The organism is Flavobacterium sp. 2, from assembly GCF_049949195.1.
In the GTDB taxonomy this organism is placed as follows: domain Bacteria; phylum Bacteroidota; class Bacteroidia; order Flavobacteriales; family Flavobacteriaceae; genus Flavobacterium.
Genome location: NZ_CP188206.1, coordinates 288,542 through 301,705 on the forward strand (window position 1 = coordinate 288,542; position 13,164 = coordinate 301,705).

Below are 13,164 nucleotides of genomic sequence, written 5' to 3' on the forward strand. Positions count from 1 at the left end.
ATGCTAGACTGGCTTAAAAATATTAATAAAGAATATCCAGATTTTTGGAAAGATTACCTAAATAAATTCGAGACAAAACCTAACAGATTCGTTGTTCTATCAACGGAAACATCTGGTTTAAACCCGAATAAAGACGTGATTTTGTCTTTAGGTGCTTTCTCTGTAATTGATGACAGCATTGTAATTAAGGATAATTTTGAATCTGTGTTGCTGCAATACAAATTTTTGCAAGATAATGGGCTTTCAAACGAATTTATTATTGAAAGCAAAATGAGCAAAATGCAGGAACCGGAAGCGCTTGAAGCATTCGTTAATTTTCTGGGAAATGCCGTTTTAGTTGGTCATCATATAAATTTTGACATTGAAATGCTTAATTCTTCATTAGAACGTCTTGACTGTGGAAGATTAAAAAATGAAGCCCTCGATGTTGATGTAATGTATCGAAAATTAATGGACATTAATGACAAGCAATTTTCACTGGATGATTTATGTGAAATTTATAAAATCCCAAAAAGCGACAGAAATTCATCAGCTGAAGATGCTTACAGAATTGCGCTTTTGTTTTTGAAATTAAAATCTAGATTGGGAATTAAATAAAATTCCAATCTGCACGCAATATTGTCATTTCGAGGAACGAGAAATCCTCGCGAGTGGCTCGACAAAGATTGGCGATTTTGCAAACGGAGTTACTTGCGAGGATTTCTCGTTCCTCGAAATGACAAACAGTTCGGGAAAACTTGAAACCTGAAACGATCAGAACAATACAAAAAAAAGCCTCTTAAATTTTAAGAGGCTTTTTTTTATTTATTCTATCGATTAAATCTATTAGATTTTACCTTTTGTAATTTCTTCTACAATTTCAGGATTCAATAATGTTGATGTATCTCCAAAATTAGAAAAATCACCTTCTGCTATTTTACGTAAAATTCTACGCATAATTTTTCCAGAACGAGTTTTTGGCAAACCAGACACAAATTGAATTTTATCCAATTTTGCAATTGGTCCAATGTGATCAGAAATGTATTGATTGATTTCTTTAGACAAGTTTTCTTTATTTCTAACTTCTCCAGTTTCTTTCAAGATTACATAACCATATAATGCATTTCCTTTAATATCATGTGGGAATCCAACAATTGCAGATTCCGCTACCGCTGGGTGTTCGTTAATAGCATCTTCAATTGGAGCAGTTCCTAAATTATGACCAGAAACAATCACAACATCATCTACTCTACCTGTGATTCTGTAATACCCAACTTCATCTCTTAATGCACCGTCTCCTGTAAAATATTTCCCAGGGAAAGCTGAGAAGTAAGTTTCTTTATAACGATCATGATTATTCCAGATTGTTCTTGCAATTCCAGGCCAAGGAAATTTAATACACAAACTTCCAACTACTTGATTTCCTTCAATTTCATTACGTTTTTCATCCATTAAAACTGGCTGAATTCCTGGTAATGGCAAAGTTGCGTAAGTTGGTTTTGTTGGCGTAACAAAAGCAATTGGAGAAATCATGATTCCACCAGTTTCTGTTTGCCACCAGGTATCTACAACCGGACATCTCTTATCTCCAACGTGGTCGTTGAACCAGTGCCAAGCCTCTTCGTTGATTGGTTCTCCAACAGATCCAATAACTTTTAAAGATTTCAAAGGATATTTTTGAATATAATCTAAACTTTCTTTTGCTAAAGAACGGATTGCCGTTGGTGCTGTATAGAATTGAGTGATTTTATGTTTTTCGATAATATCCCAAAAACGGCTAAAATCAGGATACGACGGAACTCCTTCGAAAATTACAGTTGTTCCTCCGTTCAATAATGGTCCGTATAAAATGTATGAATGCCCAGTAATCCAGCCTATATCAGCTGTACACCAGAAAATATCATTTTCTTCATGACTGAAAACATTCTTAAATGTATATGCAGTGTAAACCATGTAACCAGCAGTAGTATGAACCATACCTTTTGGCTTACCCGTTGATCCTGAAGTATATAAAATAAACAAAGGATCTTCAGCATCCATAATTTCAGCAACACTATTATCTAGAGCCGCATCTAACAATGGCTGTAACCAGATATCACGGCCTTCTTTCATTTTTACATCAGTTTTAGTTCTTTTAGCAACCAAAACTTTTGTTACTGAAGGGCAAGTTTCTAAAGCTTCATCCACAATTCCTTTAAGATCAATTGTTTTGTTTCCTCTGTAACCTCCATCAGAAGTAATAACCATTTTACATTCACAGTCATTAATTCTTGCAGAAACAGCTGATGCTGAGAATCCAGCAAAAACAACTGAATGTATTGCTCCAATTCTAGCACAAGCCAAAACAGAAACTGCCAATTCTGGAATCATTGGTAAATAAATACAAACTCTATCTCCTTTACGTACACCTTGCTCGCGCAAAACATTCGCCATTTTTGAAACACGTTCGTATAATTCGTTGTATGTTATATGTAAAGCTTCTTCAGATGGATCATTCGGCTCAAAAATAATTGCCGTCTTCTCGCCTCTTTTACTTAAATGTCTATCGATACAGTTTTTAGTAATATTAACTTTTGCATCAGTAAACCATTTTACTTCAGCGTCAGCCATATTAAAATCAACTACTTTTTCCCATTGTTGGTACCATGTAAAATTTTCCTCAGCGATTTTACCCCAAAATTTTCTTGGTTCCCTTATTGACTTATTGTAATGTTTAAAATATTGTTCTAAATTTTCAATTTTATAATAACTCATATGTTTCTTGGAATTTTTTTTATAAATGTATTAAATCTCAGCGTATTCTTAAAATTATTTAATTCATAAATTTTGACAAATAAAAACACATATTAAAAAAAATATCTCTTTTTATTGTGTTTAATATAAAAAAACACTTTTTTACATCAAAAAGCATATTACAAAAAAGGTGCAGCAAATAAATACCACACCTTTTTATTTTTAACAATTTCAATAACAATTAATTTTGTAATTATAGAACTACAATACCTTCTTCTATCTTGAAAATAGAAGCATCTTTATTAATTACAACAGAAATTTCAACAAGTATATTTATTAAAAAATATACCCCATTATGAGGGATTAGCTTCACTTAACTTACTCTCGCTGAAGTTAAGTGAATGCAATATGCATCTATATCTAGTTTCTTAATAAGTGCTTACTAATTCAAAATATTATAAAATTTGATACAGTGCAAATCCCGCAAAATCCAATTTTGCGAGATTTCCCCAATTTTTAATTATCCAATTTTTTTCATTGCCGTCATAGACTCTCTCAACCAAGCTCCAACTTCTTCAATAGGATGTTGACGAATTTCTTTATTTACAGCAATCAATACAGCATTATCTACTCCGTTTGAAGTTGAGAATGGTTTTCCAATAATGTTTGTTTCAACAGTTTTCATGAACTCAGTCAACAATGGCTTACATGCATGATCAAATAAGTAACATCCGTACTCAGCAGTATCAGAAATTACACGGTTCATCTCGAACAATTTCTTTCTAGCGATAGTGTTTGCAATTAATGGCAATTCGTGTAATGACTCATAATAAGCTGATTCTTCGATAATTCCAGCTTCTGTCATTGTTTCGAAAGCCAATTCAACACCAGCTTTAACCATTGCAATCATCAATACTCCATTATCAAAATATTCTTGTTCAGAGATTGGAGCTTCTTGCGGAGCTGTTTTTTCGAAGTTAGTTTCTCCAGTTGCAGCTCTCCATTTCAATAAATTAACATCATCATTAGCCCAGTCAATCATCATTGTTCTTGAGAATTCTCCAGAAATGATATCGTCTTGGTGTTTTTGGAATAACGGACGCATAATGTCTTTCAATTCTTCTGCTAATTCGTAAGCTTCAATTTTTGCAGGATTTGACAAACGATCCATCATATTTGTAATACCACCGTGTTTCAAAGCTTCAGTGATAGTTTCCCATCCGTATTGAATTAATTTTGAAGCATATGCAGCATCGATTCCTTTTTCAACCATTTTATCAAAACATAAAATAGATCCAGTTTGTAATAATCCGCAAAGGATTGTTTGCTCACCCATTAAATCTGATTTTACTTCAGCTACGAAAGATGATTTTAAAACTCCTGCTTTATGACCTCCAGTTGCTACAGCGTAAGCTTTTGCCTGATCTAAACCAAATCCGTTTGGATCATTTTCTGGGTGAACAGCGATAAGAGTTGGTACACCAAATCCTCTTTTGTATTCTTCACGAACCTCAGATCCAGGACATTTTGGAGCACACATTATTACTGTAATATCTTTACGAATCTGCATTCCTTCTTCAACGATATTGAAACCGTGAGAATATGCTAAAGTCGAACCTTGTTTCATTAATGGCATAATTGCAGTAACTACAGCAGTATGTTGTTTGTCTGGAGTTAAATTACACACTAAATCAGCAGTTGGAATCAATTCTTCATACGTTCCTACTTTAAATCCATTTTCAGTTGCATTTTTATATGAAGCTCTTTTTTCAGCAATTGCATCTGCACGCAATGCATAAGAAATATCTAAACCTGAATCTCTCATGTTTAAACCTTGATTCAAACCTTGTGCACCACAACCTACGATAACAACTTTTTTTCCTGCTAATGCTGCGATTCCGTCTGCAAATTCTGATTGCTCCATAAATTCGCAAACTCCTAGTTGCTCTAATTGTAATCTAAGTGGTAATGTGTTGAAATAATTTGCCATTTTTTTTTATTTAATGAATTGTGTAATTTAATAATTGATTTAATAGTAATTATGAATGATATTATTTGAAAGTCTCTAATAGCGTTGAAATTTCCATTTTTTCTTTTGAAACTGAAATTCTTCCCGAACGTACAAATTGCATGATACCGTAAGGTTTGAATTTTGCATACAATTCTTCAATTTCAGAACGTCTTCCTGATTTTGAAATCACAAAAAAATCACGAGAAACCGTTACAATCGTAGATTGGCTCTCTTTGATTATATTTTGAATTTGTTTTTCGTCAAACAATAAATTTGAAGCAATTTTAAACAAGGCATTTTCAAGATAAATTGTCTCTTCATCTGTGTGATAAAATGCTTTTATAACCTCAATTTGTTTTTCAATCTGTCCAACAATATTCTGGACCCATTTTTCTGTAGTATTCACTACAATAATAAATCTTGAAACATTCTCTATTTCTGATTCTGAAACGTTTAGACTTAATATATTAATGTGACGCTTTAAGAATATTCCAGATATTCTGTTCAACAATCCAACATTATTTTCTGAGTATACCGATATGGTAAATGTTTTATCTTCCATTTTGTTTTTTAGTTTATTTTGTTTCAGGTTTCAAGTTTCAAGTTCTGCTGAGAACGTGAAACCTGAAACTTAAAACTTGAAACTTTTTTCTCTAGCTTAATCTAATTTCTGAAACACAAGCTCCTGTTGGAATCATAGGGAAAACATTGTTTTCTTTTTCCACCATAACTTCCAAGAAGTAAGAATCTTTTGAAGCCAGCATTTCTGCTACAGCTTCATCTAAATCTTCACGTTGCGTTACTTTTTTAGATTTAATATGATACCCTTCTGCAATTGCAACAAAATTTGGATTAATCATTTTTGTTGATGCATATCGGTTGTCAAAGAACAATTCTTGCCATTGACGTACCATTCCTAAAAATTCATTATTCAGAATAACAATCTTTACCGGAACCTGAGTTTGGAAAATTGTTCCCAATTCCTGAATTGTCATTTGGAATCCACCATCACCAATAATCGCTACAACTTCACGCTCTGGTTTACCCATTTTTGCTCCAATTGCTGCTGGAAGCGCAAATCCCATTGTTCCTAATCCGCCAGAAGTAATATTACTTTTAGTTGAATTGAATTTTGCATAACGACAAGCAAACATTTGGTGCTGACCAACATCTGAAACGATAATTGCATCACCTTTTGAATGTTTATTGATCATTTCAATAGTTTCTCCCATCGAAATTCCTTTGCCATTCGTAGGATTCAACTCTTCTTTAATAACCGTATTATATTCAACTTCTTGTAATGCTTTAAATTCATTATGCCATAAATCGTGAGATTTAGCATCAATTAAAGGCAATAAAGCAGCTAAAGATTCTTTTACATCACCTAAAACTGCAATTTCAGTTTTAACGTTTTTATCAATTTCAGCTGGATCAATTTCGAAGTGAATTACTTTCGCCTGTTTCGCATAAGTAGCTAATTTTCCAGTAACACGGTCGTCAAAACGCATTCCGAAGGCAATTAAAACATCACATTCATTGGTCAATAAATTTGGACCATAATTTCCGTGCATTCCAAGCATTCCAACATTTAAAGGATGATCTGTTGGCAAAGCCGATAATCCTAAAATTGTCCAAGCTGCAGGGATTCCTGATTTTTCTACAAAAGCTTTAAATTCAGCTTCGGCTTGTCCTAAAATAATTCCTTGTCCAAAAACAATGAACGGTTTTTTAGCGCTATTGATTAAAGCTGCAGCTTCGGCAACTTTATCTAATTTTAATTTTGGAACCGGAACATAACTTCTGATTCCTGTACATTTTTCATAGCTATATTCAAACTCGTCAAATTGTGCATTTTTAGTAATATCAATCAAAACCGGACCTGGACGGCCAGAACGAGCGATATAAAAAGCTTTTGCAATTATTTCCGGAATTTGAGAAGCTTCAGTAATCTGAAAATTCCATTTTGTAACCGGAGTTGAAATTCCGATAATATCAGTTTCCTGAAACGCATCAGAACCTAATAAATGTCTTCCAACCTGACCTGTAATACAAACCATTGGAGTTGAATCGATTTGTGCATCTGCAATTCCTGTAACTAAATTTGTAGCACCAGGCCCAGACGTAGCAATTGCAACACCCACTTTTCCAGTAGCTCTGGCATAACCTTGAGCTGCATGCGTTGCACCTTGTTCGTGACGAACTAAAACGTGGTGCAACTGATCCTGAAATTTATATAATTCATCGTAAACTGGCATGATTGCTCCTCCTGGATAACCATAAACCAAGTCTACACCTTCTTCTAACAAACATCTTATAACGGCTTCTGCCCCTGATATTCTCATAGTATATTGTTTTTCAAGAACCAATTTCAATTTTCAATTGATTCTTGATATTATTGTTTCTTAATTAATTATCGGTAACGCATCCTGTAGAGGCGCTTGACACCGATCTAGCGTACTTAAACAAAACTCCTCTGTCAACTTTTAAAGGAGGTTGAACCCAAGCCGCTTTACGAGCAGCGAATTCTTCGTCAGATATCTTCAGGTCAATTGTATTTTTCTTAGCGTCGATAGCAATTATATCTCCATCTTTTACTAGTGCAATACCACCACCGTCATATGCTTCTGGTGTAACGTGCCCTACCACGAAACCGTGTGAACCTCCGGAGAATCGACCGTCTGTGATTAGTGCACAGGTGCTTCCTAATCCGGCTCCAATAATCGCAGATGTAGGTTTTAGCATTTCAGGCATTCCCGGACCACCTTTTGGTCCACAACCTCTAATGACGACTACATTGCCTGGTTTAATTTTTCCGGCTTCAAGACCTGGAATTACTTCAAATTCACCTTCAAAAACAACAGCTGGTCCTTCAAAATATTCTCCTTCTTTTCCACTGATTTTTGCTACAGCACCTTCAGAAGCAAGATTCCCATATAAAACCTGAATATTTCCTGTTGGTTTTAACGCTTTTTGAATTTCATGAATTACTTCTTGTCCGTCCTGTAAATCTGGAGTCGATGCTAAATTTTCAGCAACTGTTTTTCCTGTTACAGTCAAACAATCTCCGTGAATAAGTCCAACTTTCAATAGATATTTCATTACTGAAGGAATTCCTCCAACTTCATGAATATCTTCCATCATATATTTACCACTTGGTTTCATATCAGCAAGAACAGGAGTTCTGTCATTAATTGCCTGAAAATCATCCAAAGTAATTGTTATTCCAACAGAGTGAGCCATTGCAATTAAGTGCATCACTGCATTTGTAGAACCTCCTAAAACTGCTACAATTGTAATAGCATTTTCGAAAGCTTTACGAGTCATGATATCTCTTGGTTTGATATCTTTTTCTAATAAAATTTTAATTGCAGCTCCGGCAGCAAGACATTCGTCTCTTTTTTCCTGACTCAAAGCAGGATTTGAAGAGCTGTATGGCAAACTCATTCCTAATGCCTCAATTGCAGAAGACATAGTGTTAGCAGTGTACATACCACCACAAGCACCAGCACCCGGACAAGCATTTTTAATTACTCCTTTAAAATCTTCCGGAGTGATTTCTCCTTTTACTTTTTTTCCTAAAGCTTCAAAAGCAGAAACGATATTTAAAGATTCACCTTTCCATTTTCCAGAATGAATTGAACCTCCATAAACCATCATTGACGGACGATTTAATCTACCCATTGCAATTAACGCTCCAGGCATATTTTTATCGCAGCCAGGAATTGCAATAATACTGTCGTACCATTGTGCTCCTGCAACTGTTTCAATAGAATCTGCAATTACATCTCTTGAAACCAAAGAATAACGCATTCCTTCAGTTCCGTTTGAAATTCCGTCACTAACACCAATGGTATTAAAAATAAGTCCGACAAGATCTGCATCCCAAACGCCTTTTTTAACATCTTTTGCTAAATCATTCAAGTGCATGTTGCAAGTGTTACCATCGTAACCCATGCTCACAATTCCAACTTGTGCTTTTTTCAGATCTTCTTCAGTTAAACCAATTCCGTACAACATAGCTTGCGCCGCAGGCTGTGTCTGATCTTGAGTGATGGTTTTGCTGTACTTATTTAATTCCATTATGTATTATTTTATTTTAATTTTTGTTCAAAAAAAAACCTTCCAGTATTTGGAAGGTTTATAATATAGTCTTTCAATTATATTTATACCATTCCCGACGCAGATGTGCTAATCACATTGACAACAACGACAGAAGAAATAATAATAATTGAGATTTGCATCTTTTCTTTTTTTTTAGTGTGACAAAAGTATAAAAACTTTAATGACTAAAAAAATAAAATCTCAACATTTTAAAGACTTCTTGTTATTTCTTCTACGTTTTAACAAAAAATATTAAACAATTGTCGATTGTCCAATAGTTACATTGTCATTATTAAAATAAAGCAGATCATCTTTGCTGAAAATAAAATTAGAAACAAACTCCCCTACTTCATTTGTACCGAATTTTGAATCTGGTTTTAAATCAACCGTTACTACTTTAAATTCTATTGCTTTTTCTATCGCTTTATAAATGACATTAGCTTCTTTAGTTAAACCAAAATGCTCTAACAAAAGTGCCGCCGCCAAAATCGAAGCAATTGGATTTGCAATATTTTTTCCTTTTGCCTGCGGATATGATCCATGAATTGGCTCAAACAAAGCATTCTTTTCTCCTAAAGATATTGATGGCAATAAACCTATTGATCCTGTAATTACACTTGCTTCATCAGATAAAATATCTCCAAATAAATTTTCTGTCAAAATCACATCAAACTGTTTTGGATTTAAGATGATTTGCATTGCTGCATTATCCACAAATAAAAAATCTAAAGCTACATCTGGATAATCTTCGCCCACTTTCTGAACTACTTTTCTCCATAATCTTGAGGTTTCCAAAACGTTTGCTTTATCAACCATCGTTAACTTTTTGCGTCGTTTTTGTGCCGATTTAAAAGCTAAATGTGAAATTCTAGTAATTTCTTCTTCTGAATATTCACATAAATCCGAAGCATGTGTTCCTTCTTCGTTAAGCGTTTTTGTTCCAAAATACGCACCACCCGTTAATTCTCTAAAAATGGTAAAATCGGCTCCTTCAATAATTTCTCTTTTTAAAGGAGAAGATTCAATTAAAGCTTTGTAAGGTTTGATTGGACGAATATTAGCAAACAAACCAAGTTCTTTGCGAAGTCTCAACAAACCTTGCTCTGGACGAACTTTTGCATTTGGGTTGTTATCATATTTTGGATCACCAATAGCACCAAGCAAAACTGCATCTGTATTCAAACAAAGATTAAGCGTTTGTTCCGGGAGTGGGTTTCCTGTTTTATCAATTGCAACCGCACCCATAAGCGCTTCTTCAAAAACAAATTCATGATTGTACACCTCACCAATAGCGTATAATGCTTTTTTGGCTTGTAAAATTACTTCTGGTCCAATTCCGTCTCCTGGTAAAACTGCTATTTTCAAATTCATAACGTCTCGTTCTTTATGATTTAAATCTTTATTTTTTTCTTCTTTATTCTTTACTCTTTCTTCTATTCTCTCTATAAAACTAGCTTCTGATTAATTCTCCCTGAATTTTTGAAGCTTCGATAATTTGATGAATATCAGCATCAACAACTTCTTTTTTAATATCAGCGAATTTCAAAAACTCAATGTATACAATATCTAATTGTACTTTTGTAAGCTCGTAACCTACTTTTTTAGCTCGGTAAGCCAAAGCTGCTCTTCCGCTTCTTGCAGTCAAAATAATTGACGACTCATTAACACCAACATCAAGCGGATCCATGATTTCGTAAGTTGCTCTGTTTTTGATTACACCATCCTGGTGAATTCCTGAACTGTGCGCAAAAGCATTTGCTCCTACAATAGCTTTATTTGGCTGCACGATCATTCCCATACTTTCAGAAACTAAACGGCTCATTTCATTCAATTCTCTAGTATTGATATTAGTATCTAAATTCAAGTACGGATGTTGTTTGAAAATCATTACAACTTCTTCAAGTGCCGTATTTCCAGCTCTTTCTCCAATACCATTAATTGTACACTCGATTTGTCTTGCTCCATTTATAGCTCCTGCAATTGAGTTTGCAGTTGCCATTCCTAAATCATTATGACAGTGACATGAAAGGATTACGTTTTCAATTCCTTTTACGTTTTCTTTTAAGTATTTAATTTTTGCTCCGTATTCTTCTGGAAGGCAATATCCTGTTGTATCAGGAATATTCAATACCGTTGCTCCAGATTTGATCACTTCTTCGCAAACTTTTGCTAAGAATGCATTATCCGTTCTTCCTGCATCTTCAGCGTAGAATTCAACATCTTCTACATATGATTTTGCGTGAGCTACTGCAAATTTTGCTCTTGCGATGATATCTTCAGGAGTAGTTTGTAGTTTATGGAGTATATGAGATTCAGATGTTCCGATTCCCGTGTGGATTCTAGGTCTTTTAGCATGCTTTAAAGCTGCTGCAGCAACATCAATGTCGTTTTTTACGGCTCTTGTTAATCCGCAGACGGTTGCATTTTCTACAATTTTACAAATCTCAGAGACCGATAAAAAATCGCCCGGACTTGACACAGGGAAACCTGCCTCGATAATATCAACTCCCATTTTGTCTAGTCGTTCTGCGATAACTAATTTTTGGTTAGTATCTAACTTACATCCTGGAACTTGTTCACCATCGCGCAAAGTGGTGTCAAAAATTTGAACTTTCTCTCTATTCATATTCATTTATTTAATGTAATTTCACATTGTAATAACAAATATATATTGTACTTATGCAGTACAAAATTCGTTTTAATGAAATTATACTGTTCATAAAACAATTTATACCCAGTTAAACATCTTACAATCAATAAGTTATATTATTATTTTTTACAATGGCTAACCATCAAAAAGATTTCTTATTTGTTCTGATTAAATCCCTTTCCAAATCTGAAAAAAGACAATTTAAAATTTTTGCGAGTCGCTTAGAAACTAGTTCGAATACAAAATTTATCGAACTATTTAATATTTTAGACAAATCTGAAACGTATGATGAAAAGCTTATTCTTAAAAGCGGAAGTATTAAAAAAGTACAGTTATCTAACTTAAAATCATACTTATACAAACAGATTTTAGTTAGCATCCGATTAAATATTCCGAGTCAAAATATTCGCTATCAATTGCGCGAACAGATTGATTTTGCTGTTATTCTTTATAATAAAGGTTTGTACAAACAGAGTTTGAAAATTCTTGACAAAACAAAACAGCAAGCTTTAGAAAATGATGAAAAATATATGGCATATGAGATTGTAGAATTCGAAAAACTGATCGAATCGCAATACATCACTCGAAGTATTCAAGGCCGCGCTGACGAATTAGTAATTCAGGCAAAAGAATTGAATTACAGAAACACGATTTCAAGCAAATTATCCAATTTATCGCTTCAGTTATACGGAATCATGCTGAAAACGGGTTACGTAAAAAGTGACGAAGAATATAAATATATTGACGATTATTTCAACAGACATATTGCAAAACTGGACGAAAGCAAGTTTGGTTTTAGAGAAAAATATTGGTTTTATAATGCCAATTTATGGCGCAGTTTCTTAGTTCAGGATTTCTTAGCAAGTTATAAATACGCTTATAAATGGGTTACGCTGTTTTATGATAATCCAAATATGATTTATCTGAATCCAGTTTTCTTCTTAAAAGGAAATCATTATTTTCTGGAATCGCTTTATATGTTGAAATACACTTCGAATTTCAAAAGATATCTTTCACTTTTAGAAGAAACGATCGAAGATCCGAAGTTTCCGGTAAACGATAACATTGCATCACTATCATTTCTATATGTTTACAACAATAAGTTGAATTTACATATTCTGGAAGGTACTTTTGCCGAAAGCGAATATTTGATTCCTGAGATTTTAGAAAAAATTAAATTGCACAGCGAACATCTTGATGAGCATCACGAAATGTTGTTTTTCTACAAAATTGCGTCAATTTATTTTGGAAATGAAAAGTACAACGAATGTATTCTTTATTTAGATAAAATCATCAACAACAAGAACTTAACGATGCGTGAAGATTTAATGTGCTTCGCGAGACTTTTGTCGTTGATTGCACATTATGAATTAGGAAAAGATTATTATTTAGAAAATCATCTTAAAAGTACGTATAAATTCTTGCTGAAAATGAATGATTTACATGAAGTTCAAAAAGAAATCATCAAATTCTTAAGAAACTTAAATAATTTTTATCCAGCCGATATTAAGAAGGAATTCAAAAAAATGCATGCTCGTTTTGTTGAACTTGAAAAGAACACTTACGAAAAAAGAGCATTCTTATATTTAGATATTATTTCCTGGCTTGAAAGCAAAATTGAGAATCGTAAGATTGCTGATATTATTAAGGAAAAAGCTAAGCTGAATAGTCGTTAAGGCTTTAAAATTTT

9 protein-coding genes are annotated in these 13,164 nt (G+C 33.6%); 2 read left to right on the plus strand and 7 right to left on the minus strand.

Translation table 11 applies throughout. From position 1 onward, the window contains the following. Window positions 1-597: a 3'-5' exonuclease gene (locus ACNFIH_RS01145; protein WP_035643800.1), complete on the plus strand. Its 597-nt coding sequence runs from the start codon at window positions 1-3 to the stop codon at window positions 595-597. Between the two features lie 228 nt (window positions 598-825). Here the strand turns inward: ACNFIH_RS01145 and acs are convergent, their stop codons facing one another. From acs to ACNFIH_RS01180, 7 genes are all read right to left on the minus strand, one after another. After that, on the minus strand, window positions 826-2,733 hold the full coding sequence (gene acs, locus ACNFIH_RS01150; protein ID WP_426485121.1) for an acetate--CoA ligase: 1,908 nt from the start codon (window positions 2,731-2,733) through the stop codon (window positions 826-828). A 499-nt stretch (window positions 2,734-3,232) separates the two neighbouring features. After that, a complete protein-coding gene (gene ilvC / locus ACNFIH_RS01155; protein ID WP_035643802.1) occupies window positions 3,233-4,702 on the minus strand; it encodes a ketol-acid reductoisomerase in 1,470 nt (489 codons plus the stop codon). A gap of 61 nt (window positions 4,703-4,763) precedes the next feature. Further along, window positions 4,764-5,285, minus strand: a complete 522-nt coding sequence (gene ilvN / locus ACNFIH_RS01160) for an acetolactate synthase small subunit (protein ID WP_035643804.1) — start codon at window positions 5,283-5,285, stop codon at window positions 4,764-4,766. A 91-nt stretch (window positions 5,286-5,376) separates the two neighbouring features. Next, on the minus strand, window positions 5,377-7,065 hold the full coding sequence (gene ilvB, locus ACNFIH_RS01165) for a biosynthetic-type acetolactate synthase large subunit (RefSeq protein WP_426485122.1): 1,689 nt from the start codon (window positions 7,063-7,065) through the stop codon (window positions 5,377-5,379). A gap of 64 nt (window positions 7,066-7,129) precedes the next feature. After that, window positions 7,130-8,803: a dihydroxy-acid dehydratase gene (ilvD, locus tag ACNFIH_RS01170; RefSeq protein ID WP_035643807.1), complete on the minus strand. Its 1,674-nt coding sequence runs from the start codon at window positions 8,801-8,803 to the stop codon at window positions 7,130-7,132. Between the two features lie 273 nt (window positions 8,804-9,076). Then, on the minus strand, window positions 9,077-10,195 hold the full coding sequence (leuB, locus tag ACNFIH_RS01175) for a 3-isopropylmalate dehydrogenase (RefSeq protein ID WP_426485123.1): 1,119 nt from the start codon (window positions 10,193-10,195) through the stop codon (window positions 9,077-9,079). A gap of 79 nt (window positions 10,196-10,274) precedes the next feature. Then, complete coding sequence (locus ACNFIH_RS01180) at window positions 10,275-11,450, minus strand: 2-isopropylmalate synthase (RefSeq protein ID WP_133523945.1); 1,176 nt, start codon at window positions 11,448-11,450, stop codon at window positions 10,275-10,277. A 155-nt stretch (window positions 11,451-11,605) separates the two neighbouring features. Here ACNFIH_RS01180 and ACNFIH_RS01185 point away from each other — a divergent pair, with 155 nt between their 5' ends. Further along, window positions 11,606-13,150, plus strand: coding sequence for a hypothetical protein (locus tag ACNFIH_RS01185; protein WP_426485124.1), 1,545 nt, complete (start codon window positions 11,606-11,608; stop codon window positions 13,148-13,150). The last annotated feature ends 14 nt before the right edge of the window (window positions 13,151-13,164 follow it).